General features: G+C 70.8%; 28 protein-coding genes and 2 pseudogenes. 15 read left to right on the plus strand and 15 right to left on the minus strand.

Annotated features, from left to right (window positions below; translation table 11 throughout):
• Positions 1-51: 51 nt before the first annotated feature.
• A complete protein-coding gene (locus M2271_RS00405; RefSeq protein WP_280884999.1) occupies positions 52-1074 on the plus strand; it encodes a zinc-binding dehydrogenase in 1023 nt (340 codons plus the stop codon).
• Between the two features lie 85 nt (positions 1075-1159).
• Here M2271_RS00405 and M2271_RS00410 read toward each other — a convergent pair whose 3' ends face one another.
• A complete protein-coding gene (locus M2271_RS00410) occupies positions 1160-1789 on the minus strand; it encodes a TetR family transcriptional regulator (protein ID WP_280885000.1) in 630 nt (209 codons plus the stop codon).
• 124 nt (positions 1790-1913) lie between these two features.
• Here M2271_RS00410 and M2271_RS00415 point away from each other — a divergent pair, with 124 nt between their 5' ends.
• On the plus strand, positions 1914-2906 hold the full coding sequence (locus M2271_RS00415) for an aldo/keto reductase (RefSeq protein ID WP_280885001.1): 993 nt from the start codon (positions 1914-1916) through the stop codon (positions 2904-2906).
• A 54-nt stretch (positions 2907-2960) separates the two neighbouring features.
• Here the strand turns inward: M2271_RS00415 and M2271_RS00420 are convergent, their stop codons facing one another.
• Positions 2961-3896 carry an AraC family transcriptional regulator gene (locus M2271_RS00420; RefSeq protein WP_280885323.1) on the minus strand — a complete coding sequence of 312 codons (936 nt, stop codon included), beginning with the start codon at positions 3894-3896 and terminating at the stop codon, positions 2961-2963.
• Between the two features lie 132 nt (positions 3897-4028).
• Between M2271_RS00420 and M2271_RS00425 the strand changes: the two genes are divergently transcribed.
• The 4 genes and pseudogenes from M2271_RS00425 to M2271_RS00440 all read left to right on the plus strand — a co-directional run.
• Positions 4029-4424 carry an MmcQ/YjbR family DNA-binding protein gene (locus M2271_RS00425; RefSeq protein WP_280885002.1) on the plus strand — a complete coding sequence of 132 codons (396 nt, stop codon included), beginning with the start codon at positions 4029-4031 and terminating at the stop codon, positions 4422-4424.
• Positions 4421-4789, plus strand: a complete 369-nt coding sequence (locus M2271_RS00430; protein ID WP_181652256.1) for an MmcQ/YjbR family DNA-binding protein — start codon at positions 4421-4423, stop codon at positions 4787-4789. The genes M2271_RS00425 and M2271_RS00430 overlap by 4 nt, the downstream gene beginning before the upstream one ends.
• A gap of 135 nt (positions 4790-4924) precedes the next feature.
• A complete protein-coding gene (locus tag M2271_RS00435; protein WP_280885003.1) occupies positions 4925-5635 on the plus strand; it encodes a TetR/AcrR family transcriptional regulator in 711 nt (236 codons plus the stop codon).
• 44 nt (positions 5636-5679) lie between these two features.
• A pseudogene (locus tag M2271_RS00440) lies at positions 5680-5871 on the plus strand (aldo/keto reductase); the annotation flags it as partial.
• A 211-nt stretch (positions 5872-6082) separates the two neighbouring features.
• Here M2271_RS00440 and M2271_RS00445 read toward each other — a convergent pair.
• The gene (locus M2271_RS00445) at positions 6083-6577 is read right to left on the minus strand and encodes an FBP domain-containing protein (protein WP_280885005.1); all 495 of its coding nucleotides are present in this window, start codon (positions 6575-6577) and stop codon (positions 6083-6085) included.
• A gap of 501 nt (positions 6578-7078) precedes the next feature.
• On the opposite strand from M2271_RS00445, the pseudogene M2271_RS00450 reads away from it, so the two are divergent.
• Positions 7079-7609: pseudogene (locus tag M2271_RS00450) on the plus strand (phosphotransferase); the annotation flags it as partial.
• Between the two features lie 118 nt (positions 7610-7727).
• Positions 7728-8081 (plus strand): hypothetical protein, encoded by a 354-nt coding sequence (locus M2271_RS00455; RefSeq protein ID WP_280885006.1) that lies wholly within the window; start codon positions 7728-7730, stop codon positions 8079-8081.
• A 786-nt stretch (positions 8082-8867) separates the two neighbouring features.
• On the opposite strand, the gene M2271_RS00460 is transcribed toward M2271_RS00455, so the two are convergent.
• The gene (locus tag M2271_RS00460) at positions 8868-9905 is read right to left on the minus strand and encodes a PHP domain-containing protein (protein WP_280885007.1); all 1038 of its coding nucleotides are present in this window, start codon (positions 9903-9905) and stop codon (positions 8868-8870) included.
• 341 nt (positions 9906-10246) lie between these two features.
• Here M2271_RS00460 and M2271_RS00465 point away from each other — a divergent pair, with 341 nt between their 5' ends.
• Positions 10247-10483 carry a hypothetical protein gene (locus tag M2271_RS00465; protein WP_280885008.1) on the plus strand — a complete coding sequence of 79 codons (237 nt, stop codon included), beginning with the start codon at positions 10247-10249 and terminating at the stop codon, positions 10481-10483.
• 84 nt (positions 10484-10567) lie between these two features.
• On the opposite strand, the gene M2271_RS00470 is transcribed toward M2271_RS00465, so the two are convergent.
• From M2271_RS00470 to M2271_RS00480, 3 genes are all read right to left on the minus strand, one after another.
• On the minus strand, positions 10568-11797 hold the full coding sequence (locus M2271_RS00470; RefSeq protein ID WP_280885009.1) for a family 16 glycosylhydrolase: 1230 nt from the start codon (positions 11795-11797) through the stop codon (positions 10568-10570).
• Positions 11798-11970: 173 nt separating this feature from the next.
• Positions 11971-12525: a VanZ family protein gene (locus M2271_RS00475; protein WP_280885010.1), complete on the minus strand. Its 555-nt coding sequence runs from the start codon at positions 12523-12525 to the stop codon at positions 11971-11973.
• 203 nt (positions 12526-12728) lie between these two features.
• Positions 12729-13391, minus strand: a complete 663-nt coding sequence (locus M2271_RS00480; RefSeq protein WP_280885011.1) for a DUF4230 domain-containing protein — start codon at positions 13389-13391, stop codon at positions 12729-12731.
• 376 nt (positions 13392-13767) lie between these two features.
• Here M2271_RS00480 and M2271_RS00485 point away from each other — a divergent pair, with 376 nt between their 5' ends.
• Positions 13768-14721, plus strand: coding sequence for a ribose-phosphate pyrophosphokinase (locus tag M2271_RS00485; RefSeq protein WP_280885012.1), 954 nt, complete (start codon positions 13768-13770; stop codon positions 14719-14721).
• Between the two features lie 186 nt (positions 14722-14907).
• On the opposite strand, the gene M2271_RS00490 is transcribed toward M2271_RS00485, so the two are convergent.
• Both M2271_RS00490 and M2271_RS00495 read right to left on the minus strand, forming a co-directional pair.
• Complete coding sequence (locus M2271_RS00490) at positions 14908-15336, minus strand: anti-sigma factor antagonist (RefSeq protein ID WP_280885013.1); 429 nt, start codon at positions 15334-15336, stop codon at positions 14908-14910.
• Between the two features lie 87 nt (positions 15337-15423).
• Positions 15424-15861 carry a MarR family transcriptional regulator gene (locus M2271_RS00495; RefSeq protein WP_280885014.1) on the minus strand — a complete coding sequence of 146 codons (438 nt, stop codon included), beginning with the start codon at positions 15859-15861 and terminating at the stop codon, positions 15424-15426.
• A 115-nt stretch (positions 15862-15976) separates the two neighbouring features.
• Between M2271_RS00495 and M2271_RS00500 the strand changes: the two genes are divergently transcribed.
• Entirely contained in the window at positions 15977-17431 is a 1455-nt protein-coding gene (locus M2271_RS00500) for an aldehyde dehydrogenase family protein (RefSeq protein ID WP_280885015.1), read from the plus strand.
• A gap of 33 nt (positions 17432-17464) precedes the next feature.
• A complete protein-coding gene (locus tag M2271_RS00505) occupies positions 17465-18571 on the plus strand; it encodes an NAD(P)-dependent alcohol dehydrogenase (protein WP_280885016.1) in 1107 nt (368 codons plus the stop codon).
• A gap of 175 nt (positions 18572-18746) precedes the next feature.
• Here M2271_RS00505 and M2271_RS00510 read toward each other — a convergent pair whose 3' ends face one another.
• A complete protein-coding gene (locus M2271_RS00510; RefSeq protein ID WP_280885017.1) occupies positions 18747-19310 on the minus strand; it encodes a TetR/AcrR family transcriptional regulator in 564 nt (187 codons plus the stop codon).
• Positions 19311-19317: 7 nt separating this feature from the next.
• On the minus strand, positions 19318-19680 hold the full coding sequence (locus tag M2271_RS00515) for a DUF1304 domain-containing protein (protein ID WP_280885018.1): 363 nt from the start codon (positions 19678-19680) through the stop codon (positions 19318-19320).
• A gap of 253 nt (positions 19681-19933) precedes the next feature.
• Between M2271_RS00515 and M2271_RS00520 the strand changes: the two genes are divergently transcribed.
• Positions 19934-20326 carry a VOC family protein gene (locus M2271_RS00520; RefSeq protein WP_280885019.1) on the plus strand — a complete coding sequence of 131 codons (393 nt, stop codon included), beginning with the start codon at positions 19934-19936 and terminating at the stop codon, positions 20324-20326.
• A gap of 368 nt (positions 20327-20694) precedes the next feature.
• Here the strand turns inward: M2271_RS00520 and M2271_RS00525 are convergent, their stop codons facing one another.
• Complete coding sequence (locus M2271_RS00525; RefSeq protein ID WP_280885020.1) at positions 20695-20991, minus strand: DUF4235 domain-containing protein; 297 nt, start codon at positions 20989-20991, stop codon at positions 20695-20697.
• A 14-nt stretch (positions 20992-21005) separates the two neighbouring features.
• Complete coding sequence (locus tag M2271_RS00530) at positions 21006-22031, minus strand: glutathione S-transferase C-terminal domain-containing protein (RefSeq protein ID WP_280885021.1); 1026 nt, start codon at positions 22029-22031, stop codon at positions 21006-21008.
• Positions 22032-22175: 144 nt separating this feature from the next.
• Between M2271_RS00530 and M2271_RS00535 the strand changes: the two genes are divergently transcribed.
• On the plus strand, positions 22176-23177 hold the full coding sequence (locus M2271_RS00535) for a cation diffusion facilitator family transporter (RefSeq protein WP_280885022.1): 1002 nt from the start codon (positions 22176-22178) through the stop codon (positions 23175-23177).
• 61 nt (positions 23178-23238) lie between these two features.
• Here the strand turns inward: M2271_RS00535 and M2271_RS00540 are convergent, their stop codons facing one another.
• The gene (locus M2271_RS00540) at positions 23239-23688 is read right to left on the minus strand and encodes a nitroreductase family deazaflavin-dependent oxidoreductase (RefSeq protein WP_280885023.1); all 450 of its coding nucleotides are present in this window, start codon (positions 23686-23688) and stop codon (positions 23239-23241) included.
• 214 nt (positions 23689-23902) lie between these two features.
• Here M2271_RS00540 and M2271_RS00545 point away from each other — a divergent pair, with 214 nt between their 5' ends.
• Entirely contained in the window at positions 23903-24385 is a 483-nt protein-coding gene (locus M2271_RS00545) for a nuclear transport factor 2 family protein (RefSeq protein WP_280885024.1), read from the plus strand.
• On the opposite strand, the gene M2271_RS00550 is transcribed toward M2271_RS00545, so the two are convergent.
• Positions 24345-24977, minus strand: coding sequence for a LysE family transporter (locus M2271_RS00550; RefSeq protein WP_280885025.1), 633 nt, complete (start codon positions 24975-24977; stop codon positions 24345-24347). The two genes, M2271_RS00545 and M2271_RS00550, sit on opposite strands and share 41 nt — an antisense overlap.
• Positions 24978-25241: the final 264 nt, after the last annotated feature.

A 25241-nucleotide genomic window follows, 5' to 3' on the forward strand; every position in this document is an offset into this window, starting at 1 on the left:
CGGGCGACCCGGAACAGTGCACCAGGGGGCGAACAGAGTAAGGAGCTCGACATGAGCCATCCGACAGCAGCTGGCGACGCCGCACCGGGGACGATGCGAGCGGTCGTCGTCACGCGGCCCGGCGGCCTGGACGCACTGGAGATCAAGGATGTGCCGGTGCCCGTGCGCAAGCCCGGCTGGGTGCGGATCAGGGTGAAGGCGTTCGGCGTCAACGAGTCCGAGGTCACCACCCGCAAGGGAGAGTCGGACGCGGAGGTCACCTACCCGCGTGTGCCCGGCATCGAGGGCGTCGGCGTGGTCGATGAGGCCGACGAGGACAGCGGGCTGCGGCCGGGACAGCAGGTGGCCACGATGATGGGCGGCATGGGCCGCTCGTACGACGGCGCGTACGCCCCGTACGTGAGTGTTCCCGCGGCGCAGGTCATCCCGTTTGAGTCCGGCCTGCCGTGGGAGGTCGTCGGTGCGCTGCCGGAGATGTTCCAGACCGCCTACGGATCGCTGACCACCGGCCTGGATCTCAAGGCCGGGCAGACGCTGCTGATCCGCGGCGGCACCTCCACGGTCGGGCTGAGCGCGGCCACGATCGCGAAGGACCTCGGAGCCACCGTGCTGTCCACCACCCGCAGCCCGGAACGGGCCGGGGACCTGCGGGCCGCGGGCGTCGACCACCCCCTCCTCGACAGCGGCACGATCGCCGACCAGGTGCGCGAGCTGATGCCGGAGGGTGTCGACGCCGTACTGGAGCTGGTGGGCTGCTCGGTCCTTGCCGACACCCTCCGCACCGTCCGTCGGCACGGCACGGTCTGCTTCACCGGAGCCCTGGCGGGCGAGTGGACGATCCCCGATTTCACCCCGTTCATGATCCCGGGCGGGGTGCGGCTGACGTCCTACGGCGGTCGGGCCACCGACCTCCCGGCCGATGTCTTCGCCCGCCAACTCCAGGCCATCGCCGCGGGGAGTCTCGAAGTCCCGGTCGCGAAGGTCTACCACGGCCTGGAACAGGTCCGTGACGCCCAGGCCGACATCGAGTCCGGTACCACGCCGGGCAAGCACGTCGTCGTCCTGGACTACTGAGCCCGGATCCCTCGACTTGAGCGGCAAGGGCGGTCGGCGCCGTTTGGGGAATGTTCGAGGAGGGTGGCCGCCGGTCCGGGGGACGTCAGTGCGCTCGGGGGAAAAGCCGTTCGACAGCGGTCACCACCGCGGCGCGGCGGGCGGCGGTGGTGGGGTCCACGGCGTGTGCGGCGGCGGCCTCGCTGAGTTCGGGTTGCGACGCCCAGGTCATGGCGATCTGGTTGACCAGGGCGAGGACATCGGCCGGGTCCCAGGCGAGGTCGAGTCGTCCAGCCTGCTGCACCCGGCGGAGCTGGTCGATTTTGCGGGCGATCACTGCCTGGTCGGGATCGTCGGCAACGGCTCTGGTGCCCGGCAGTTCGAGGCGGCCCCAGGTGATCAGGCGGTGGTGGTCCGGACGGGCGACGAAGTAGTCGAACAGGCGGCCCGCGTAGCCAGGCAGGTCGGACGGGTCCATCTGGGTGGCCTCGGCGATGACGACGTACTCCCGTGCAGCGACAGCCGAATAGAGCGCGTCTTTGCCGCGGAAGTAGGCATAGACGCGTTCTTTGCTGGTCCTGGCGAGCTTGGCGATGCGGTCCACACGGGCCCCGGCGATGCCGTGGCGGGCGAACTCCTCCATGGCAGCGGTGAGGATGCGCTCGCGCGTGGTGTCACCGCCCGCGGCGGCTCCTGCGGGCGCTGCGGTCTGGCCGGAATCGCGGGACTGGGACATAGCCCCAGGATAGAGCACCGAACCGTTTGGTTTGGCATCCGGGCGGTCGGCGCGTAGGGTCAAACGGAACAGTTCGGTTTGACCTCTGCGGGTGAAGCCGACGAACCACTGAGGGAGTGAACTCATGCAGCACCGCAATCTGGGCTCTCAGGGTCTGCGCGTCTCGGCGCTCGGCCTGGGAATCATGGGCATGTCCATGGCCTACGGCGCCTCGAACGACGACGAGGGCCTCGCGACCATCCGCCGCGCCCACGAACTCGGGATCGACTTCTTCGACACCGCCGAGCTGTACGGCGCCGGCACCGGCAGCAACGAGATCCTCCTGGGCAAGGCAGTCAAGAACTTCCGCGACGAGGTGGTCCTCGCCACCAAGTTCGGCTTCGACATGACCGCCCCGGCGATCAGCCCCGCCTTCAACAGCCGCCCGGAAAACATCCGCAAGGTCGCCGAGAACAGCCTGCGCTACCTGCAGAGCGACCACATCGACCTCTTCTACCAGCACATCTCCGACCCCGACATTCCGGTCGAGGAGGTCGCCGGCGTGGTCGGCGAACTGATCACCGAAGGCAAGGTGAAGTACTTCGGCCTGAGCAACGTCGGCCCCCAGTACATCCGCCGCGCCCACGCCGTCACCCCGGTCTCCGTGCTCCAGTACGAGTACTCGCTCTTCGAGCGGGAGGTCGAGGAGAAGATCCTTCCCGTCCTGCGGGAACTCGGCATCGGCCTGGTGCCCTACTCCCCGCTCGGCCGGGGCTTCCTCACCGGCCAGGTCAAGCCCGCCAGCGAGTACCCCGCGGACGACATGCGCAGCTGGGACGAGCGTTGGCAGGGCGAGAACTACACGTACAACGTGCACGCCATCGAACAGCTCAAGAACCTGGCCGACACCAAGGGCATCACCACCGCCCAGCTCGCGCTGGCCTGGCTGCTCGCCCAGGGTGAGGACGTCGCGCCCATTCCCGGCACCCGCAGCACCAAGCGGCTTGAGGAGAACGCCGGCGCCGTCGACGTCCAGCTCTCGGCCGCCGATCTGGCCCGCATCGCCGAGATCCTTCCCCACGGCTCGGCAGGCAGCCGCCTCCCGGCCGCGGTACTGTCCAGCTTCACCACAGACTGACCGCGCCGGGAGCCATCTCCTCCTGACGGGCAAGGGGCCTGCGCCGCGTTTCCGTCACGCGTCGGTCCTGGCTGCGCGGGCCGCGAAGGCGGCCGGGGTGAGGCCGGTGCGGTCGCGGAAGAAGCGGCCGAAGTTCGCGGGGTCGGTGAAGCCGAGGTGGACGGCCACGGCCCGGGCGTCCCACCGGGCTGCTCCCAGCAGGCGCCGGGCTTCCAGGAGTCGCCGCTCGTCGATGAGTTCACGTACTCCCTTGCCGGCGGCATCCTGGGCGGCACGGCTGATGGTGCGGACCGAGCAGCCGAGCAACTCGGCGTAGTCCGCGGCTTGGTGCAGCTCGCGAAAGTGCAGCTCCAAGGCGTCCAGGAAGCGTCGGTATCTGTCGGCGCGGCCCGCGCCGGCCGTGGCCGTCCCGGTGGGGGCGATGCCCGGGGAGTTGGCCAGGCGCAGCAGCAGTGATTCGAGCAGGCTGCGCCGCAGGGCGTGGTGGATGTCGAGGGGTCGGCGTCCGAGTGCGCGGTGTTCGTCCAGGAGTTGGAGTGCCGTCTGCTGGAGCCAGGCGGTGTCGTCGGGGTGCGGGCTGAGCACGGCAGGTGCCCCGTGCGCGGTGAGCGGGGCCAGGAGACGGGCGAGGTCGGGCCGCAGTACGTCCGGTTCGAACAGGATGAACGGGCCGCGGGCCGCGCCGGGCGGATGCCAGCACTGTGCGTGTCCGGGACGCACCCACAGCCACTGGCCGGGGGTGACGGTCCGCGTGACGTGGTCGACGTCGTGCCGCAGCTCACCCTCGGTGACGGCGATGAGGTAGTGGAAGGTGGCGCGGCCCGGACGGGGCGGGTTCCACGGCCAGTCGTCGTGGTGGGCGAAGAAGTCCTCGACGGTGCTCACCTCGAGGCCGTACGGGGTACCGACCGGGGGCTGGAAACCGAACAGCGGAACCGCAGCCGGACCGGCCGCGCTTCCACTCGGATCGGGGTGTCGCATGTCGACCATCACGTGTCCGCAGCCTACCGCCCTTCTGGGCGGCTGCGGCGGAAGGATGGGACGAGCCACCGCGCCCGCGCGGCGCGCCCTCCACATTCCTCGATGCCACAGTCCGTCACCACCTGAGGAAGGTAACGCCCCATGAACGGATCGGCCCTGCACCAGACCGCCGCCGACTGCGCGGAGGAACTCCCCGGAGCCCACCTGGAGCACCCCTTCGGCCCCGACTGGGAGGTCTACAAGGTGCGCGGCAAGGTGTTCATGCTGATGACGGAAGTCCCGGGGCGGCCCGTCGTGATCCTCAAGGCGGACCCCGGAGAGGCCCACGCCCTGCGGGAGCAGTACAGCCACATCACCCCCGGCTATCACATGAACAAGAAGCACTGGATCACCGTGGAGGGCGGAGAAGGCGTCGACAAGGAGCTCGTCCGGGAGCTCGTCACCGACTCCTACCGGCTCGTCGTCGCCCAGCTGCCCAAGGCCGAGCGGCCCGTCGACCCGCACACCTACGGCACCGGCACGCGGGTGGCCCGGTGAGCGCGGCCGGTGACCGGCTTCAGGACACCGCCCGCCAGGCGGCCCTGGCCCTCCCGGGCGTCAGCCACGGCTACCCCTTCACACCCGGACTCGACGTGTACAAGGTCGCGGGCAAGGTGTTCCTGATCGTCACGGACGACCCGGACGACCAGATCATCACGGTCAAGTGCGAGCCCGAGCACGCGCGGGCACTGGAGCGCGGCCATGCCTCGATCACGCCGGGCCGCTATCTCGACAAGCGCCACTGGATCTCACTGGGGCCGGGACCCGGCATCACCGAGCGGCTGATCGCCGACGCGGTCGAGGATTCCTACGACCTGGCCGCCGAGCAGTTGCCGAGAGGTGACCGCCCCAGAGCGCGATGAGCGTCGCGAGATTCATGCGGGGCCCTGGCCTCCGACGCCTCCGCCTTCGCGGTGGGCCAGGACCTTATCCTGGACGGCGGCCAGACCGTCCTCTGACAGCGAGGACGCGGCCGGGAGTCGGCGAGAGGCGTGGGTATGTCGGTGGCGGACCGAGCGAAGACCGGTGGCGATACGTGCCAGGCCACGGATCACGCGCCGGCCGGAGCCGGGTATCACGCGCAGATCAAGGCGGAGAACCGTGCGCGCATCATCCGCGCCGCCCGCGACCTCTTCCTCGCCCGGGGATACGACAAGACCTCCCTGGCCCAGATCGCCAAGGAGGCCCGCGTCTCCACCGGCACCCTCTTCAAGCGGTACCCCACCAAGGCCGCGCTCTTCGCTGCCGTCACCTCCGAACAGTGGCAGCTGGACGTGGAGTACGCCGAACCGCCCCCGCCCGGTGACCCCCGGTACGGTCTGGACCACATCGGCCGTGACTACGCCTGCCTGGTCGCGCGGCCCGGCACCGCGGCGCTGTGCCGCCTCATCATCACCGAACTGCCCCAGATGCCGGAGCTCGCCGACATCGTCGGCACCGGCTTCGCCATCGACCGGGGCCCCTTCTTCGACCGGCTCCGCGACTACCTGGACGCCGAGGCACAGGCCGGCACGCTCGACTTCCGTTCAGCCGACGGACGACCGCAGTCGGCATCCGCGGTGGCCGAACAGTTCCTCGGGATGATCTGCAGCCAGTTCCTGTGGCCCCAACTCGTACGGACCGACTTCGTCCCGCCCAACCCCACCGACGCCGCGATCGTGGACGAAGCCGTCGCCCTCATGCTCAGCCGCTACAGCACCGGATCCTGAACCCCGGACCACCCGTTCACGCTGCCACAACGCCCGCTGGCCTGGTGCTCGCCCAGGGCGAGGACGTCGCGCCCATTCCCGGCACCCGCAGCACCAAGCGCCTCGAGGAGAACGTCGACGCCGCCGACGTCCAGCTCTCCGCCGCCGATCTGGCCCGCATCACCGAGATCCTCCCCCACGGCTCGGCAGGCAGCCGCTACCCCGCTGCGCTGCTGTCCAGCTTCACCACAGACTGACCGCACCGGCACACCCGCATGCGAGGCCGGACCCGTCGGCCAAAGGCGGCACACCGGCCAGTGCCGATGGCAGGGGGTATCGGGCGGGGGGAGGCCCAAGCCTTTACGAGGCGGGAGCTCGAGTGGTACGCGCCGACATCGCACGAGGTGCAGTCGGCGCGGCTGTGGGACCAGTAGCCGGAGCGGGCGCCGGAGCGGGTGGGGTGGCGGGTCAGGTGTACAGCTTGTCGAGGAAGGCGGCCAGGTTGCCCGTCGTGCGGGCGATCTGCTCCTCCAGGGTGAGACTCTCCTCGAAGCGGGCCCCGGACTCGGGGATCTTCCTGCCGCGGACGTAGAGCGAGCAGGCGAGGTCGGTGCACATGTACAGGCCGACCGAGTTGCCCTCGCGGCCCGCCGGACCCGCCTTGCGGCCCGTCATGAGAGAGACGCCGCCTCCCGGATGGGTGGTCAGGCACAGCGAACACATGCTGCGGTGCAGGAATCCGCGCTGCGAGGAGGGGGAACGCAGTGTCACGCCGACGAGCTGCCCGGCCCGTTCGGTGACCAGATAGCTGCGGTCGGGTGCGCCGGGATCCCGCCAGCCCAGGAAGTCGAGGTGGTCCCAGGGGAGTTGGTCGAGGTCCCGCGGTATGGCCAGCCTTTTGGCCTCCCCCTTCGAGCAGTTGACAAATGAGTTGCGGATGTCCTGATCGGTGAGTGATCTCATGGGGAGCCTCCTGGGGATGGTCGCCTAACCTAGGGTGGCTAGGTTTGCGGCTAGGGTACGCAGGAATGAAGGGGGGAGGTCAATGGATTTCGAGTGTGTCTGATCACCGTGGGCATGGGCCGTACTGCGGTGCCCGGGGGAGGCCGGGGGTCAGAGGGTCCGGGGATATGCCGGTGTGAGGGTTCGTGGTGGGCGCCGGGTGGGCGGCGCCCGTTCCGTACTCTCTGTCGGGAGCGTATGCCGGACGCCGACGGGTCGGCAGCCGGGTGATGGCTCGACGGGCCGGCGGGGGAGGCCCTCACATGGAGAGCGCGAACGCGGTCGGCTGACCGGAGGCAGGAGAGGGGACGGGCGCAGGTGCCGGATTCCGTGGACTCGACGGACTCGACGGACTTGGTGAGGGCGGATCCCGGGAGTTCGACGCGTACGTCGGGCCCCGGGGAAGCGGCCGGCGCGGCCGAAAGCCGGCAACGGGCGCGGCGCGTGCTGGAAGCCGCCCGGCTCGCCCCCGACTGGCGCACCGCCTTCACGGCCCTGACCGAGGCCGTTCTCGCCGACGTCCGCCGCTACCGCCCCCGACTGCCCCGCCCCGTCGACGAGACGGCCCGAACGCTCCGGTCCGCCCACCCCGCACTGGACGAGGTCACCGTCCCCCGTCTCGTCCACTTCGACCTGTGGCCGGGGAACATCCTGGTGGACCGTCCGGCAGGGCAGCGCCCCCGGATCGGCGGACTGATCGACGGGGAGCGCATGTTCTGGGGCGACCCGCTGGCTGATTTCGTCTCCCTGGCGTTGCTGGGGAACATCGAGCGGGACGACGCGTTCCTCGCGGGCTACCGGGAGGCGGGCGGATGGGCGGAGTTCGATGGTCCGGCTCGGCTCCGCCTCGCTCTCTACCGTGCCTACCTGTACCTGATCATGCTCACGGAGACGGTTCCGCGGGCGCTGGGCGTCGACCATGATCGATGGTTGCAGCAGACGGTCGCTCCGGAACTCGTCGCGGCCCTGGAGGAGATCCGCACGCTTGCGTGAATCAAGTACCGCGCCCGCCTGGCGCACGGCGCTGCGGGAGCGGGCGCCGCACTGACGTTTCGCTGGTCAGTGTGGAGGTACTCGCATGGCCCCCGAACCCCACGTAAGGAGGGCCGCCGTGGACGACCACCGCGACGAAGGACCCGGCGAGAACGGAGCGCCCATCCCGCGGGACCTGCCGGACCAGCAGGCCCACGACGGCGAGGACCCCTGGGAGATCGGATCCGACAGTGCGCAGGGCGACACCGTCGACACCACCGGGGGTGCTCAGGCGCCCGAATCCGGTGAGCCGACGGAGACAACGAAGACAACGAAGACAACGAAGACAACGAAGACAACGAAGACAACGAAGACAGACGATTCCGCCGCCGACGTCCCCGACACGGACGAGTCCGGGACGGGTCGGCGCGGCACTCCCCACTCGGGCGCCGTACACCCCGAGCACCCGGTCCCGGACGAACCCTCCGCGTGACGGGTACACCCCGAGCACCGAGCCTCGGACGAACCTCCGCACGGAGGCGACCTCCGGATCGTCGGAGAGAAGGCGCACCACGCTGGTGCCCCACATTCCGGGTGGCGCCCGTGGCGACGATCCTGCTGCCCGTTGAAGTGGCTACCTTCGACTCCTTACGGCAGGTGGGTCGAGAGGGGGAGTGTCCCGGCAGGGCGAGTGCCCCGAGTGCCCGGCCGAAAGCGATACACGCGGTTTCCGGCCCTGCGCTCGGCCGGAGAACAGGGGAAAGCCCCGACCGGACGGGGGAATCACGGTCGGGGCGGCTCAGGTGTGGGCGCGGATGGCGGTCGCCTCTCGGCGAAAGGCTCCACAGGGCTTCAGCCGAACGATCGTCCCTGTGGGCAAAAGGTGAGGCCCGGGGACACTGTCCCATCCACACCCACGGCTTGTTCAACAGACAACCACCCTGGGGTGTTCCTCGGTCCGTCGCGTTCGGGAGTGATCCGCGTCACTGCTCCCGGGTGCTCGGAACGGTCTCGGTCCTTATGTTCTCCGCCTGCAATGGTGCCCAGAACGGTCGTCGGAACGGCCCCGTGGGAGGCGTGCTCGCGTAGTTCCCCCTGCAACCGCTCGTGCAGGTCCTCCATCGCGTCCTCGACGCCGCCGTCCGGACGGGTGTCCACGCGGGGTTCCAGGAGCCGGCGGCTCTTCCCGTGGCAGGCGTCCCCGATGAGCTCCAGGAGGCGGGCGTACGAGCGCAGCGCCGTGCCGTCGGGCGGGGCCGGTGTGCGGCCGAGTACCACGTCAGCCGCTCGTCACGCGGTCCGGAGTGCGGCCTTCCCGGGCCCAGGCCAGCAACTCCTCCAGTGACCAGGTGGTGACCACGCGCTCCGGGGGCACCCCGCACTCCTCCGCCCGCGCGCACCCGTGGATCTGCCAGTCCAGCTGGCCGGGCGCGTGCGCGTCGGTGTCGACCGAGAACAGCACGCCCGCCTCCAGCGCCGTGCGCAGCAGCCGCCGGGGCGGATCGAGCCGCTCGGGCCGGCTGTTGATCTCGACGGCCGTGCCGGACTCGGCGCACGCGGCGAACACCTCGTCCGCGTCGAACTGCGACTCGGGCCGCTCTCGCCCCGTCACCAGCCGTCCGGTGCAGTGCCCGAGCACGTCCGCGTGCGGATCGCGTACGGCGGCCACCATGCGCCGGGTCATCGAGCGGGCGTCCATCCGCAGCTTGGAGTGCACGGACACCACCACGACGTCCAGCTCGTCGAGCAGCTCGGGCTCCTGGTCGAGGGAGCCGTTGTCGAGGATGTCGCACTCGATGCCGGTCAGTAGCCGGAACGGTGCCCATGTCTCGTTCAGCTCCGCCACCACCTCCAGCTGGCGGCGCAGTCGCTCCGGCGACAGGCCGCGCGCCACGGTCAGCCGGGGCGAGTGGTCGGTCAGCGCGGCCCACTCATGGCCGAGGCCCACAGCCGCCCGGCCCATCTCCTCGATCGGGCTGCCACCGTCCGACCAGTCCGAGTGCAGATGGCAGTCCCCGCGCAGCAGGGCTCGCAACCGCTCCCCGCCCGGGGCCGGCACATCCCCGGCCTCGCCCTCCAGCTTCTCCAGATAGCCGGGGATCCGGCCCTCCAGGGCCTCGCGCACCACCTGCGCGGTCTTCGGGCCGACGCCCTTGAGTGTCTCCAGGGTCCCGGCGTCCGCCCGCTCGCGCACCTCCCCGTCGGGCAGTGCGGACAGCACCCGGGACGCCGTACGGAAGGCACGCACGCGGTAGGTGGGTTCACTGGACCGTTCCAGCAGGAACGCGATCCGGTCCAGGGCCTCGACGGGATCCATGGTCACCTCCACCTCCAGAGTTCCCCAGCTCCCCGGGGACCGCACGACGGGCGGGACGCCGGTTTCCGCGGGCCGTGCGGCGCGGGGCGGTTCGTCCGGTCGAGGCCGAAGGCGGCGACCTCACGATCGATGGCGGTGACCCTGGGCCCCCTCCGTTCGGCGCGACCTGGACAGCGGCGACCTGATCGAGTTGCCTGCCGCCCTGGCCGGCCGGGGCCCCGCGCGCCCGCTGGGGACCCGGACGTGCGGCCACCCAGGCGCGGTCGAGGCGGCGGCGCTGGGTCCGCCGGGTGGGTGAGGCACGCCTCTCCATCCCGCGCTTCGCGTTCTAGGCTCTATGCATGACCGAAAGCGCGAGCCCGTACATGGCCCACCCGCGGATCCTGGTGCTCGGGGTACAGCCTGGCACGCCGCCGTTCCGGATCGTGGAGATCGACGGCGAGGTCGTCGGTGAGGCGAAGACCGTCATCGACGTCCTGGCAGCCGCGGCGGCGTTCGGCATCAAGGTCCACGACCTGGACGATCCGGAGGTGGTCCGCTGGGTGGGCGGGGACAAGTTCACCTGGCACCGGCACTGACCGATCGGGTCAGCCGGCCCGCTGACCGATCGGGTCAGCCGGCCCGCTGACTGACCGGGTCAGCCGGCCCGCTGACTGACCGGGTCAGCCGACCGTCCACTTCTGGTTGGCCCCGCCCGTGCAGGTCCAGATCTGCAGCCGGGTTTCGTTGGCCGAGCTGTTGCCCGTCGCGTCGAGGCACTTGTCGGCCGGCGGATTGACGATGTCCCGTGCCGCGTTGACGGTCCACTTCTGGTGGGGGCCGCCGGTGCAGTCCCACAGCTGGACGGCCGATCCGTCCGCCGTGCCGTCACCGCTCACATCCAGGCACTTGCCGAGCGCGCGGAGTGTGCCGTCGGAACCGACGGTCCACTGCTGGGCGGCGGTGCCGTTGCAGTCGTAGAGCTGGACGGGGGTGCCGTTGGCGGAGTTCGCCCCCGCCACGTCCACGCACCTGCCGGCCGGCCCGCGGATCGCCCCGCCGGTGGCCGTGTCGCCGGTCGTCACTGACACGTGGTCCACCACCAGTTGCTGCGGGAAGACGGTGGAGGCGTCCGGGTCGCCGGGCCAGTAGCCGCCCACCGCCAGGTTCAGGATCAGGAAGAACGGCTTGTTGAACACCCACGTCCGGCCGCCCAGGTCGGCTGGTGTGCGCCGCTGGTAGACGTTTCCGTCCACGGACCAGGTGATCGAGTCCGGCGCCCAGTCCACGGCGAACGTGTGGAAGGCGTCCGCGAAGGCCTGGCCGTTCGGGAGGGAGTACGCGGCGCCGATGCCGCCCGATCCGGAGTAGCCGGGGCCGTGGATGGTGCCGTGCACAGTGGACGGTTCGAAGCCGACGTTCTCCATGACGTCGATCTCGCCCGAGTCCGGCCAGTTGACGGGCGTGCCCAGCATCCAGAAAGCGGGCCACATGCCCTGCCCGCGCGGGATCTTCATCCGCGCCTCGACGTGCCCGTACTGCGCCGTGAACTTCCCGGCGGTGTTGAGCCGGGCCGAGGTGTACTGACACGTCCCGTACCAGCACTGGTAGTTGGCCGGGTTCTCCTTGCGGGCCGTGATCACCAGGTGGCCCTGGCCGTCCAGCGTCGCGTTCCGGTTGCCGGACGTGTAGTACTGCCGCTCGTGGTTGTTGACGTTGTCGCCGGTCTCGACCTGCCACTTCGAGGCGTCGACGGCGGCTCCGGCGGGCCCGTCGAAGGAGTCGGAGAACGTCACCGCGGCGGCGGCCACGTCCGGCGGATCCGCCTGCGCCGTGCTGGTCGCGGCGGACGAGACCAGCACGGCGGACAGAGCGGCGAAGAGGCAACTGCGGAGCAGGCGTGGACGGGCCACGGCTCTCCCTTCCGTACGGCGGACACGGGTGCGCCGACTGAGGTGGGGGGTGAGTGCGTCGCCTCTTGATTTAAGGAGTGAGGTGAGGGACCGTCAATACTTTGGTACAGACCAGTAGTTCACGATTTCTGTCACAGGTGCCTGCAAAGATGCCTGCACAGATGCCTTCCCGATCACGCCGTCTTCTTCGGCTTGCGTGCGTGCACCGCCCGGCTCAGCCGCCGCCCCAGCAGGAGGTAGCCGATCAGCGCCCCGGTGGTGTTGAGGATGACGTCGTCGACGTCGAAGGCGCGTCCGGTGATCAGCGCGCCCTGCGCGAACTCCACCATGAGCATCACGACCGCGGTCAGCAGCAGGATGCGCAGGATCCCCCGCGTGCCCGGGGCGACCACCGGCACGAGGACGCCGAACGGGACGCCCAGCAGCAGGTTGCCACCGATCTGCTTGACGGCGTCCCGCAGTTCGGGCTGGTCCAGATAGGCCCGCAGGGAGCGGCCCGGATGCATGTTGGTGTGCGTCAGGTCCACCGACGCGGGGGAGGGCTCCAGCGTCAGTCGCGCCAGGACGACGGCGAACGCCACCATGAACGCGAACGCGCACGCCATCGCCAGCAGGCGCAGGGGCCAGGGGAGGGGGCGCCGTTCACGGCTCGGCTTCCGCGGGGGGCTCTCGGGCTTGGCGGTGCGAGTACGCAGTACTGTTCGCGCACGTGAGGCTGCCCAGGCCATACCGTCCTCCAATGGTCAACGTGCCTGCTTCGTAGGGCGGTTACCCGCGAACCGTTCGACGATGTCACCTCCCCCCGCCACCCGTGCCCGCCCCCGCGATTTTCCTCCCCGCAGTCGGGCCAGGTCGGCGACCACCTGGCCCGACTGCGGCCGGCGCGCCACCCTGGGCGCCCTCGCGCCGACGGGGATCCCCCGGCTTCCGGTCAGGTGCCGTAGCTGACCTCCACCTCCTTGAAGCCGAGGGAACCCAGCAGGCCCTTCAGCATGGTGGTGGTGTTGGACTCGGCCCGCCTGGTCAGCTCGCTCTCCTTCGCGGCCTCGGTGATGTGCCGCACCGCGAGCTTCTGCACGGCCTGCTCGCTGTTGGGGTTGTCCGAGAAGAGATCGCCGAGGCGGTCGAGGAGACCCCGCTGCTTGGAGACCGCGTAGGAGCGGTCGGCGTCGAGGGTCGCCTTGCCGAGCTGGGCGTGCGGCAGCCGCAGGGTGGCCGACGTACGGGCGTCATTGACCGTCACGTCGTTCTTGTCGACCTTGCCGAGATCGACGTAGGCGTCGGCGGAGCCCGCCCCGACGTACAGGGTGCGGGAACCTCGGATCGCGTCGGGCAGGAACTTGGTGTCCTTCTCCAGGTCCACGACGACCTGGAAGTTGCCGGAGGCGGCGTCGTAACGGCTGATGTCCTGGATGGACTGGAGCAGTGCGGGACCGGAACGGTCGTGGGTCCGGGTGCCGAACAGGTCCTTGAGGCCCGGCAGCACACTCAGCCGGATGCCCGCGAAGAACACGACGAGCACCAGTACCACGGCACTCACCGCCTTCGCCCAGCCGGGCGTGCGACGGGACACGCGTCTGATGGGAGTCGTCATGGAGACGGCCCTCCTTCCTACTGTTCGCATTCCCCCCAAAGCCTTTGGCAGACCGGCTCGTTGGCCGATCGGTACCGCCGGCGGGGGCACAGGGCGCACGGGCGTGGAGAAACCTTCCCCACCGGCGCGTCCGGAGAACCGGATGGCCGCGGACAGCACATCCCGGACCCTTCCGTTCCGCTCAGCGAGGGCAGGACGCTGCCCGGACCGATCCCCCGGGCCACCCAGGACGCCGAGGTCGGCGGCGGGACCATTTCGGTGGGCGGGCGTGGTCGCCGTCCGGACAAAGGTGCCGCCTGCCCGGTCCGCAACCGGTTTCCGCGGGGGCCCGTAGCATGAGCGCAGGCAGCTGGAATGATCATGCGAGGAGCAGAGCGTGCGAGACATCGCCGTGTTCAGCGGGAGCGCCCATCCCGAACTGGCCCAGGAGGTCTGCGCGCATCTCGGTGTGCCTCTGAGCCCCACCCGGGTCAGCCGGTTCGCCAACGACTGTCTGGAGGTACAGCTTCAGGCCAACTGCCGGGAACGGGATGTCTTCCTCATCCAGCCGCTGGTCAGGCCGGTTCAGGAGAACCTGGTGGAGCTGCTGCTGATGTGTGACGCGGCCCGCGGGGCCTCGGCCGGACGCATCAGCGTGGTCATGCCGCACTATTCGTATGCCCGCTCCGACAAGAAGGACGCGCCCCGCATCTCGCTGGGCGGGCGGCTGGTCGCCGATCTGATGGTGGCCGCGGGCGCCAGCCGGGTGCTGGCCATGACGCTGCACTCGCCGCAGGTCCACGGCTTCTTCTCGGTCCCGGTCGATCACCTGCACGCCTTGCGCGAGCTCGCCGCGCACTTCCGGCAGTACGACCTGACCCGGACCACCGTCGTCTCGCCGGACCTCGGCAACGCCAAGGAGGCCGCCGCGTTCGCCCGGATGCTCGGCGCCCAGGTGGCCGCGGGCGCCAAGCAGCGGTTCGCGGACGACCGGGTCAGCATCAACTCCGTCATCGGCGAGGTCGCCGGCCGGGATGTCATCGTGCTGGACGACGAGATCGCCAAGGGGAGTACGGTCCTGGAGCTCCTCGATCGGCTGCGGGAGCTGGGACCGCGCTCGATCCGGGTCGCCTGCACGCACGGCCTGTTCGCGGACAGGGCGCTGAAGCGGATCGGGGAGCAGCCCGACGTCCTGGAGATCGTGTGCACCAACACGGTGCCGGTCCCGATGGAGGAGCGCACCGACAAGCTGCGCATCCTGACCGTCGCCCCGGCGCTCGCCGAGGCGGTACGCCGTATCCATAACGGTGAGTCCGTCAGTTCTCTGTTCGACGCGCCGCGCACCGAATAGACCGGGGCGTCACCGCGAGTCCCTTCAGGCAGGGGTGCCACCGAGAGTTCCTTCGGACCGGGACACCCCCGCGAGCCCCTTGAGGCTCGGGGCCGCCCCAAGGCCCCGAAGCCGCGGGCGGTGGGCGGCGGGGGCGGCCGCCGTGACGCCGGGGGCGGCGCGGTCGGCGACCGGAAGCGGCCGGGGTCACACCGAGCCGGACGTGGCCCCGGGCTGCTCCAGCGCCGCGTCCAGCGTCGGCATCGGCGGCAGCGTCCGGGACAACCCGGTCACCCGCAGGACCCGCAGGGTGAGCGGGTGCGTGCAGACCAGGAGCAGGTGCCCGCCGTTCCCGAGTATCCGGCTGCGGGCGCGGTGGAGCAGGCGCAGCCCGGAGCAGTCGAAGAACTCCACACCGCTGAGGTCGATCACCAGACGGACGCCGGGACGCCCGGTCACCCGGTCCAGGTACGGGATGATCTCCATGGCCGCGACGATGTCGATCTCCCCGCGGAACTCCAGCACCGTGTGGCCCCGGTCCTGGTGGACGCGCAGATGCCGGGTGAACGGTACAGGTTCCTGCTGCACGACGACCTCGCCTCCCACCGGTTCCGCAGCGGCGCGGAGTGCGCTCAATTCCGTTCCCCGCACTGCAAGTTACCCTCGATGGAGTGAATTTGAGCATGTTCGATTGACATATGTCTTCGAATTGTGAGGGCTGTCCTACGACAGGGCGTGCCAGGCCTTGGAAAGTGCCTGGCGGAACTGCTGGGTCTGGTGCGGTGTGAGGTCCCGCACCATCCGCTCCTCCAGTTCCCGTACGAGCTCCTCGTGTCGGGCGAGCAGCTCGCGGCCGGCGTCGGTCAGCAGGATCAGCAGCTCGCGGCGGTTTCGGGGGTTGCGTTCGCGGCGCACCAGCCCGCGGTTCTCCAGTGACCGTACGAGATCGGCGATCGACTGGGCGGTGACGAACGAGTCACGGGCCAGCTGGGCGGCGGACAGTCCGTCGTGCCGCTCCAGGACGGTGAGCGCGGTGTACTGCAGTGAGGTGATCCCGGACGGCCTGACCAGCTCGTCCAGGTGGGATCGCACGACGAGCTCCACTTGTTTCACCATGTAGAGAAGCGACGGGGACGCCTTGGCTGCCTGGGTGTCGAGCATGATTTCACCCTAGAGCATTGACAGGAAACCTGTCTGTAAAGAGACTGCGGACAAGGCTGCGAACCAACAGGAATCCTGTTGGTTGAAATCTTGGCAATGAAGTTGAGGAGTGGTGATGACCACCTTCGAGATCGAACCCGGCCGGCTGTTCATCGCAGGTCAGTGGCGCGAGGCCGCCGACGGAACGCGCACCGAGGTGGTCGACCCGTCCCGGGGTGCGGTCGTCACCACCGTCGCGGAAGCGGGCGCCGCCGACGTGGACGCCGCGGTGCGGGCCGCCCGGGAGGCCTTCGGCGCGGGCGCCTGGTCCGCACTGAGCGGCCGCGAACGCGGCCGGATCCTGCACCGGGTCGCCGAGCTGATCCGGGAGAACGCCGACGACCTCGCCCGCCTGGAGAGCCTTGACGTGGGCAAGCCGATCACGCTGTGCCACGCGGTCGACGTGACGAACGCGGCCAACGACTACGAGCACTTCGCCGCCCTCGCCCACACCCTGCACGGCTCGAACCGCGACACACCCATGAACGCCCTCGCCTACACCCGACGCGAGCCGCTCGGCGTGGTCGCGGCGATCACCCCCTTCAACTTCCCGCTGATCCTGGCCGGGTCCAAGATCGCCCCGGCGCTGGCGGCCGGCAACACCGTCGTGCACAAGCCGGCCGACGAGACGCCGCTCAGTGCCCTCTACATGGCCCGCCTGTTCCAGGAGGCGGGCGTCCCGGACGGCGTGGTCAACGTGGTCACGGGATCGGGTCCGGTGGCCGGGGAGGCTCTGCTGCGGCACAGCGGCGTCGACAAGATCGCCTTCACCGGCTCGACCGCCGTCGGCCGGCACGCCGCGAGCGTCGCCGGTGAGTCCCTCAAGCCCGTCACCATGGAGCTCGGTGGCAACGCGGCGCACGTGGTCTTCGAGGACGCCGACCTGGAGAAGGCGGTCGGCGCGGTCATCAAGGGCTTCGTCTTCAACACCGGCCAGTTCTGCATGGGCGGCCCCCGGCTGCTGGTGGCCCGGTCGGTGTACAGCACCCTGCTCGGCATCCTCGCCGACGCGGTGCCCGGCGTCCCGGTCGGCGACCCCCGGCAGCCCGAGACGGTCGTTGGGCCGATGGCGGGGGAGAAGCACCTGAAGAAGGTCGAGGAGTACGTCGCCCTGGCCCGCAAGGAGGGCGGCCGCGTCGTCTGCGGCGGTGAGCGTCTCGACCTGGACGGCGGCTACTACTACCGGCCGACCGTGATCGCCGACCTGCCCAACGACTCCCGGGTCGTCCAGGAGGAGATCTTCGGCCCGGTCCTCACCGTGCAGCCCTTCGACTCCGAGGACGAGGCGGTCGCCCTCGCCAACTCCACGCCGTACGGGCTGGCTTCGGGCGTCCAGACCACGGACCTGGCCCGCGCCCACCGGGTCGCCGAGCGGCTCCAGGCCGGCATCGTCTGGATCAACGACTGGGCGATGCTCGACCCCGCGGTGCCCTTCGGCGGGGTCAAGGACTCCGGCTTCGGCCGCGAGTACGGGCCCGAGGCGTTGGCCGCCTACACCAAGGTCAAATCCGTCGTCGTCTCGCTCGACTGAGCGCGCTCTGCAAGGAACAAAGGAGTACCTGCGATGTCCCTCACCACCCGCGCCGCCGTCGTCGAGTCCGGCGGGGCACCCTTCACTCTCAGCGACGTCGAACTCGACGAGCCGGGCCCGCAGGAGGCGGTCGTCCGTATGGCCGCCACCGGCCTGTGTCACACCGACCTCGGTGTGGCGAGCGGCGGACTGCCCTTCCCTCTCCCCGGAGTCCTCGGGCACGAGGGCGCGGGTGTCGTCGAGGCCGTCGGATCCGCCGTCACCGGCGTCGCCCCCGGCGACCATGTCGTGCTGTCCTTCACCTCGTGCGGCGGCTGCCGCAACTGCCGGGGCGGCCACCCCGCGTACTGCGCGACCTGGCTGCCGCTGAACCTCATCGGCGGTCGCCGCGCCGACGGCAGCAGCACCATCAGCCGTGAGGGCGAGCCGCTCGGCGGCCACTTCTTCGGCCAGTCCTCGTTCGCCGAACGCGCGCTGGTCGACGAGCGCAGCCTCGTCAAGGTCGACCCGGACGTACCGCTGGCGTCGATCGCCCCGCTGGGCTGCGGCGTCCAGACCGGTGTCGGCGCCGTGTGGAACGTGCTGAAGCCGGTCACCGGCAGCACGATCGTCGTCCTCGGCGCCGGAGCCGTCGGCCTGTCGGCGGTCATGGCCGCCGCCCTCACCCCGGCCACCACCATCGTCGCCGTGGACCGGGTCGGCGAACGGCTGTCGCTGGCCAAGGAGTTGGGCGCCACCCACACCGTCCACGCCGGCGAGGCCGACCTCGGTGAGGCCCTCGCGGAGATCACCGGCGGTCAGGGCGCGGACGGCATCGTGGAGACCACGGGCAGCGCCGCCGTCCTGCGCCAGGGCGTGGACGCGCTCGCCGCCCGCGGCACCCTCGTCATCGTCGGAGCCCCGGCGTTCGGCACCGAGGTCGCCCTGGACGTCAACGGGATGCTGGGCGGCAAGCAGGTCGTCGGCCTCACCCTCGGCGACGCCGAGACGCAGACCTTCATCCCCGCCCTGGTCCGCCTGGTGAAGGAGGGCCGGCTCCCGCTGCACCGCCTGATCAGCAGCTATCCGTTCGCGGACATCGATCAGGCGGTACGGGACATGGTCGCGGGCAAGGCGATCAAGCCGGTGCTCGTCTTCTGACCCGTCGACGCCCGCGAACCGGATACCGGTACGGCGACTGGCGACTGGCGACTGGCGGCTGTGGCTGAGGCCGGGGCTGTGGCTGACCGTACCGGGACGGCGTACGTCCGCACCCCTGACGACGTGGAGAAGTGGCCCGACCGCGGGGAACAAGGGCCTGGGCCGCGAAGAGCGCTCACCTGCTGGCGTGCAGGGCGACCAGCAGCTGCCAGACCTCGTCGGCGATGCCGGCGGCGTCGGCTTCGAGGAGCCCGTGCAGCCAGTCGGCCAGCACCCCGGCGAAGGTGGCGGCGACGGCCGAGGCGATCAGGGGCGCGTCCGCCGCGCCGGCGAGTTCGCGCTCACGCAGGCTGTGGGCCCGCAGGTCCCGGTGCAGAACCCGCCCGAGCGGGCCGCCACCGCCCGGAGCCAGCAGGGCCCGGTACAGGGCGGCATGCGGAGCCAGCGACGCGAAGAACACCGCCAGCGCGGGCGGCGCGTGCACCGGGTCGGGCCGCCCGCGCCAGGCGTGCAGCGCCTCCACGGCCTCCCGTACGACATCCGCGCAGGCATCGACCGCCAGCGCCTCCAGGTCGGCGTAGTGCACATAGAACGTGGCCCGTCCGACCCCCGCCCGCCGCACCAGCGCGGCCACGCCGACCTCCGCCAGGGGACGCTCGGCGCACTCGTCGAGGAGGGCCCGGCGCAGGCGCTCCCGGGTACGCGCGGCCCGCGGGTCCTCGGGCCCGGCACGGCTCACCACCGGCTCACCGCGCGATCAGGACGGCGCCCAGGGCGAGCACGCCCGGCAGGGCCTGCGCGAACAGGATCCGACGGTTCGCCGTGACGGCCCCGAACACGCCGGCGACCACGACACAGCACAGGAAGAACACCTGGGCGCGGAAGCCGGTCGGATCCGCGGCGATCAGGCCCCAGACCAGACCGGCCGCGAGGAAGCCGTTGTAGAGCCCCTGATTGGCGGCCATGGGAGCGGTCGCCCGAGCCATCTCACGGTCGAAGCCGTGCAGTGCCCGGCCGGGCTTCTTCTGCCACAGGAACATCTCCATCACCAGGATGTAGGCGTGCAGGACGGCCACCAGGCCGACCAGCACCTTCGCGAAAACCTCCACGTGCGGAGCGCTCCTTCATGTCGAGCAGGCGATTACATGGACAGGTGTCCAGCATACATGAACAGATGTCCAGCTTCCGTGGGCGCCTGCCCAAGAACTGACGTCTGGGCCGGAACGAGGCGTTCGGCGGGAAAGAGCCCCCGTCGGCTCGGGAAGTCACCGGTCACCGACTGAATCGGGCGGCTCGGGATATCCGCAACGTACCGGGCAGCGGGACACGAACGTCCCGCGCCCCGAAACCTTCGGAGGAGACATGGCCTTGGTGAAAGCGGGTGTCGTCGTGCTCGACTGTGCCGAGCCGGAGAAGCTCGCGGTGTTCTACAAGGAGCTGCTGGAGGCCGAGCAGACGCACGAAAGCGCCAACCGGGTGGAGATCAGGGGCGGCGACGGGCTGCGGCTGGCGTTCCGCCGAGACGTGAACGCGACACCGCCGAGCTGGCCCCGTCCCGAGAACGCCCTCCAGGCCCACCTCGACTTCGTGGTGGAGGACCTGGACGCGGCGGAACGCCGGGTCATCGGACTCGGCGGGCGCCCACTGGAGACGAAGGACGTGACCGGCCCCTACGAGGAACGCGGTTTCGCCGACCCGGCCGGCCACTCCTTCACCCTCCGCCTCATCCCGTCGACAGCACCCAAGCAGGGCTGAGCACCCGCCGAGGCGTCCAGGGTCGGCCAGGGTGGTCCCGGGCGTCGCCGGGACCACCCGGGGCCCTCGGAGCGGGCCGGCAGGCGTCCGCCGGCACCGCGGGCCGGCAGGCGTCCGCCGGCACCGCGGGACGCCAGGCGTCCGTCGGCACCGCGGGCCACAGGGCCGGCAGGCGTCCGGCGTCGGCCGGGGGTGACGCATCCGAGCCGTACGGGGTGTACGGCGGCTACAGCCGGACCGCGCCGCACGCGGTGTACGACGACTACGCCCGGACCGAGCAGCGCGGCCCGCGGTCCTGAGCGACCCGGAAGGACCAGCCCGGGTCCGGATGCTGCTGTGGGTGCATCCGGACCCGGTCGGGGCCCGCGTCAGTCGCGGCCGCCCTTTTCACCGGCCGGCCAGACGCCGGTGGAGCGTTCGATGGCCTTGGCGCCCGCGCGGTCCACCGCGCTGCGGACCACGGCGAAGAGGGCGCCCTGGACCGCGGCGGCCAGCAGGATCTCTCCCCAGCGGCGGTCCCGGTCCAGGGCGTCGGGCGCGTCGTCCTCGTGCCGGATCGCCTTCCAGGTCTTCTGGAACGCCAGTCCCGCCAGCGTTCCGCTCGTCCAGCCCAGTACGAAGCCGAGGGGCTTGTAGGCGAGGGGCAGCTTCTTCTTCTTCGTCACGTGAGTCTCCTTGGTCAGCGGGTGGCTCGGTGGTGGGCCGGGACCGTCTCGGCCGCCGGCACCGGACCCGGGGGTGTCCCGTCGCCGAACGGCCGGCCGCCCAGCTGCTCCCGGCGATGGGGCGTCAGCCAGCCCGACAGATCCGGTCCGAGAGGCACGATGCCGGTCGGATTGACGCCGGTGTGTACCTGGTAGTAGTGCCGCTTGATGTGGTCGAAGTCGACGGTGTCGCCGAAGCCCGGCGTCTGGTAGAGGTCACGGGCGTACGCCCACAGCACCGCGTTCTCCGCCAGCTTCCACCGGTTGCACTTGAAGTGACCGTGATAGACGGGGTCGAAACGGACCAGTGTGGTGAACAGCCGGATGTCCGCCTCGGTGATCGTGTCGCCGACCAGATAGCGCTGCCGGCCCAGCCGTGGTGTCAGCAGCTCCAGGCGGCGGAACACACCGGCGCACGCGGCCTCGTACTCCTCCTGGTCGGTGGCGAAGCCCGCACGGTAGACGCCGTTGTTGACGTCCTCGTAGACCTCCGCCATCACCGAGTCGATCTCGTCGCGCAGAGCCCGCGGATACAGGTCGGGCGCCCCTTCCCGGTGCAGGGCCGTCCACTCGGTGGCGAGGTCCAGGGTGAGCTGCTGGTAGTCGTTGGTGACCAGCTGCCCGCTCGGCACATCCACGATCGCCGGCACGCTCACCCCGCCCGGGTAGTCGGTCTCCCGCCGGTCGTAGGCCTCGCCGAGGTAGCGGATGCCGAGGACCGGGTCGCGGCCGTCCGGGTCCAGGGTGAAGCGCCAGCTGCGGTCGTCCTGGATCGGATCGGTGATCGCGAGGGAGAGGGCGCCCTCCAGCCCGAGGAGTCGCCGGGAGACCACCGCCCGGCTCGCCCACGGGCAGGCGCGGCTGACCACGAGACGGTAGCGGCCCGCATCCACCGGCCAGCCGTCCCTGCCGTCGGCGGTGATCCGGTCCGCGAAGTGGCTCCTGGACCGTTTGAACGCCTTCCTGCCGTATGCGCTGTTGCCGTCCTCGCCGGCACCCATGTCTCCTCCTTGCCGTGCTCCGCGGTGCGCCCGCCGCTGTGCGCTGCATTGCGCGCGGCGCCGTGCGCCCGCTCTGGTGAACGCGTTCCCCGTTTTCCGCCGACGGCACGGTATGAGTCGTACCGGTCGGGGCAGTCGGCGGAGGTGACAGGGACATCCTCAAGCCAGAAGGCCGACCGTAAGACGCGCGTCACCGTACTGGTGGCGCTCGCGGCGAACCTGGTGATAGCCGTCGCCAAGGCAGTGGGCGGTCTGCTCACCGCATCACCCGCACTGCTGTCGGAGGCCGCGCACTCCGTGGCCGACAGCCTCAACGAGGTCTTCCTCCTGGCCGCGCTGCGCCGCAGCCGCCGCCCGGCCGACCGGCGCCATCCCTTCGGCTACGGCAAGGAGCGGTTCTTCTGGTCGCTGCTGGCGGCCGTCGGGATCTTCGTGATGGGCGGCTGCTTCTCCTTCTTCCAGGGCGTCGAGGCCCTGCGCAACGGTGCCGAGGAGACGTTCAGCGGGTACGTGGCGGGCCTGATCGTGCTGGGTGTCGCCCTCCTCGCCGAGGGGACCTCGCTGTTCCGGGCCCTGTACCAGGTGCGCCGGCAGGGCGGGAGCGGTGCGGGTCTGCGCGACCCGGCGCTGCGCACGGTCGTCGCCGAGGACGGCACCGCGGTGCTCGGCGTCACCCTCGCGATGATCGGCATGGCGCTGCACATGGTCACCGGGAACGTCGTGTGGGAGGCGTCCGCGTCTCTGGCGATCGGCGCGCTGCTCGTGTGCGTCGCCTACGGGTTGGGGCGCGACGCACGCGCCCAGCTGATCGGCGAGGCCGCCGACCCGGAGTCCAGCGGCCGCATCCGGGCACTGCTGGAGGCCCAGCCCGAGATCGACAGTGTGGAGGCGCTGTTCACGATGAAGATGGGCCTGGACTCGGTCCTGGTGGCCGCTCGCGTCGACCTGATGCCCGGCCTGGACAGCGAACGGGTCGAGGAGGTCGCCGTACGGATCAAGCGGTCGATCGCGAGCATCGTCTCCGAGACGGACCAGATCTTCCTCGACGTGACCGACCGGCCCGCGGCGGAGGCAGGAGAAAGCCCCGCCGCGACGGCGGAGGCACGAGAAAGCCCCGCCGCGACGGGGGAGCGCGGCGGGGCCTGACGGTCAGGTGCCCGGGGGACGCGGGTCCATGCGTCCCCCGGGCAGGATTTTTTCCGGCGGTTCAGTTCCCCTCGACGGTCTCCAGCACGAAGACCGGGATCTCCCGGTCCGTCTTCGTCTGGTAGTCGGCATACGGCGGGAAGGCCGCGACCGCACGCTCCCACCACTCGGCCTTCTCCGCCCCGGTGACCTCACGGGCCGTCATGTCCCACTTCGCCGGGCCGTCCTGCAGCTCCACCTGCGGGTCGGCATTGACGTTGTAGTACCAGACCGGGTGCTCGGGCGCCCCGCCCTTGGAGGCGACGACGGCGTAGCGGCCCTCGTGCTCGACGCGCATCAGCGGCGTCTTGCGGAGCTTGCCGCTCTTCGCGCCCCGGGTGGTCAGCAGGATGACGGGCATCCCGGTGTCCATCAGCGTCGTCCCCTTGGTGCCGCCGGAGCTCTCATACAGCTCCACCTGGTCGCGCACCCACTGCTCCGGGCTCGCTTGGTACTCGCCCTTGAGAGGCATGGCATCCGTCCCATCGTCGTCGTCGATACGGCTTGCTCGCCACGCGGTTCAACATCGAACCGTGCGGAATTCATCCTTACCGGGTTCCCCTACGACCCCAAACGGCACCCCGCCATTACTTCGGGGGTCATCGCGCCGGCGGATCACGTACGGCACAGTCGAGAACCATCCGGCGCGACAGCCGTCGGACGGAACCGAACGAGAGGGGAGCGTCATGACGATGACCACCGGCACGACGACCCGCGCTGTGGTCGAGGGCCTGCTGCTGCGGATCGGCGAGGGCGACCCGGAGCGGATCGCCGAACTGTACGCCGAGCGGGTCGACTGGGAGCTGAACTGGCCCGAGGACGCGCACGGCGGCGTCGCGACCCCTTGGATCCGGCACCGTGCCACCCGCGCCGACGCCGCCGCCCACTTCCGGGCACTGGCCGCCCACCACGTCCCCGGGCAGGCGGCGACGCAGATCGAGCGCATCCTCGTGGACGGCGCCGACGCCGTGGTGCTCGGCGAGATCCGGCAGACCGCCGCGGCGACCGGGCGCCCCTATCGCGCCAGGTTCGCCCTGCACCTCACCGTCGAGGACGGGCTGATCCTGCGCCACCACGTGTACGAGGACAGCCTCGCGGTGGCCCGCGCCTTCGCGGCCCCCGTCCCTCTCACGACGGGGCGACCAGCATCCGCACCGCCAGCACCGTGATCACCCCGCTCGACAGCAGCGCCGTCACCAGCCGCCCCCGGTGCCCGGTCAGCGCCCGCCCCAGCAGGGCGCCGCCCCCGGCGAGCAGCAACTGCCAGCTCGCCGACGCGGCGAAGGCTGCCAGCACGAACACCCCTTGTTCCAGGGGCAGTACCGCGTCCTCGGCGTGCGTGCCGAGCACCAGGGCCGCGAAATAGATCACAGTGACCGGGTTGAGCAGGGTGATGCCGAGGAGCCCCAGACAAGCCCGAACGGGGCCGGGCGGAGACGGATCGGGACGGGTGGCGAGCCGGTGGCCGCGGTACTGGCGTACGGCCGTGACCGCGCCCAGGACCGCCAGCGTGAGCAGCACCAGCGCGGAGGACAGGCGCAGCGGCCCGAGCACCGGCCGCAGCGCGTCGGCGAGGGCGGCCCCGCCGAGGGTGGCCACCAGCGCGTACAGCCCGTCGGCGGTGGCGATGCCGAGGGCGGCGCAGACACCGGTCCGCAGGGACGTACGAGCGGTGAGAGAAACCAGATAGCTGCCGACCGCGCCGACGGGAACGGCGATGCCGTACCCCGCGAGCAGCCCCGCGACGAGGGCGGCGGTCATGAGCGCGGAAGCGTGGGCCTCCACGGTCGGCCGGGCTGCTGCCGGCAGCGCACCGGACAGCAAACGGCGGTCAGCGGTGCGAAGGCAGGGGTCGTAGGCATGGCCAGATCGTGGGGGTGCCGGCCGCGTGGCGGCAACCCGTTTTCCGAGGTGCGGTCGGGGGAGCGCCGCGCGCGGTGAATCTCGCCCTCCGATTTCCGTCCGTGGAGGGAACGTCCCCGGCCAGATTGCACACACCACCGATCTGGCCGAACTTGTCGTCGC

The sequence above is a fragment of the Streptomyces sp. LBL genome (assembly GCF_029893585.1).
Lineage (GTDB): Bacteria > Actinomycetota > Actinomycetes > Streptomycetales > Streptomycetaceae > Streptomyces.

What these genes read in the sequence shown, in the direction of transcription:
- M2271_RS00405 (WP_280884999.1), top strand. Translation starts at nt 52, where the DNA reads ATGAGCCATCCGACAGCAGCTGGCGACGCCGCACCGGGGACGATGCGA.
- M2271_RS00410 (WP_280885000.1), bottom strand. Translation starts at nt 1,789, where the DNA reads ATGTCCCAGTCCCGCGATTCCGGCCAGACCGCAGCGCCCGCAGGAGCC.
- M2271_RS00415 (WP_280885001.1), top strand. Translation starts at nt 1,914, where the DNA reads ATGCAGCACCGCAATCTGGGCTCTCAGGGTCTGCGCGTCTCGGCGCTC.
- M2271_RS00420 (WP_280885323.1), bottom strand. Translation starts at nt 3,896, where the DNA reads ATGGTCGACATGCGACACCCCGATCCGAGTGGAAGCGCGGCCGGTCCG.
- M2271_RS00425 (WP_280885002.1), top strand. Translation starts at nt 4,029, where the DNA reads ATGAACGGATCGGCCCTGCACCAGACCGCCGCCGACTGCGCGGAGGAA.
- M2271_RS00435 (WP_280885003.1), top strand. Translation starts at nt 4,925, where the DNA reads ATGTCGGTGGCGGACCGAGCGAAGACCGGTGGCGATACGTGCCAGGCC.
- M2271_RS00445 (WP_280885005.1), bottom strand. Translation starts at nt 6,577, where the DNA reads ATGAGATCACTCACCGATCAGGACATCCGCAACTCATTTGTCAACTGC.
- M2271_RS00460 (WP_280885007.1), bottom strand. Translation starts at nt 9,905, where the DNA reads ATGGATCCCGTCGAGGCCCTGGACCGGATCGCGTTCCTGCTGGAACGG.
- M2271_RS00465 (WP_280885008.1), top strand. Translation starts at nt 10,247, where the DNA reads ATGACCGAAAGCGCGAGCCCGTACATGGCCCACCCGCGGATCCTGGTG.
- M2271_RS00475 (WP_280885010.1), bottom strand. Translation starts at nt 12,525, where the DNA reads ATGGCCTGGGCAGCCTCACGTGCGCGAACAGTACTGCGTACTCGCACC.
- M2271_RS00480 (WP_280885011.1), bottom strand. Translation starts at nt 13,391, where the DNA reads ATGACGACTCCCATCAGACGCGTGTCCCGTCGCACGCCCGGCTGGGCG.
- M2271_RS00495 (WP_280885014.1), bottom strand. Translation starts at nt 15,861, where the DNA reads ATGCTCGACACCCAGGCAGCCAAGGCGTCCCCGTCGCTTCTCTACATG.
- M2271_RS00500 (WP_280885015.1), top strand. Translation starts at nt 15,977, where the DNA reads ATGACCACCTTCGAGATCGAACCCGGCCGGCTGTTCATCGCAGGTCAG.
- M2271_RS00505 (WP_280885016.1), top strand. Translation starts at nt 17,465, where the DNA reads ATGTCCCTCACCACCCGCGCCGCCGTCGTCGAGTCCGGCGGGGCACCC.
- M2271_RS00520 (WP_280885019.1), top strand. Translation starts at nt 19,934, where the DNA reads ATGGCCTTGGTGAAAGCGGGTGTCGTCGTGCTCGACTGTGCCGAGCCG.
- M2271_RS00530 (WP_280885021.1), bottom strand. Translation starts at nt 22,031, where the DNA reads ATGGGTGCCGGCGAGGACGGCAACAGCGCATACGGCAGGAAGGCGTTC.
- M2271_RS00540 (WP_280885023.1), bottom strand. Translation starts at nt 23,688, where the DNA reads ATGCCTCTCAAGGGCGAGTACCAAGCGAGCCCGGAGCAGTGGGTGCGC.
- M2271_RS00545 (WP_280885024.1), top strand. Translation starts at nt 23,903, where the DNA reads ATGACGATGACCACCGGCACGACGACCCGCGCTGTGGTCGAGGGCCTG.
- M2271_RS00550 (WP_280885025.1), bottom strand. Translation starts at nt 24,977, where the DNA reads ATGACCGCCGCCCTCGTCGCGGGGCTGCTCGCGGGGTACGGCATCGCC.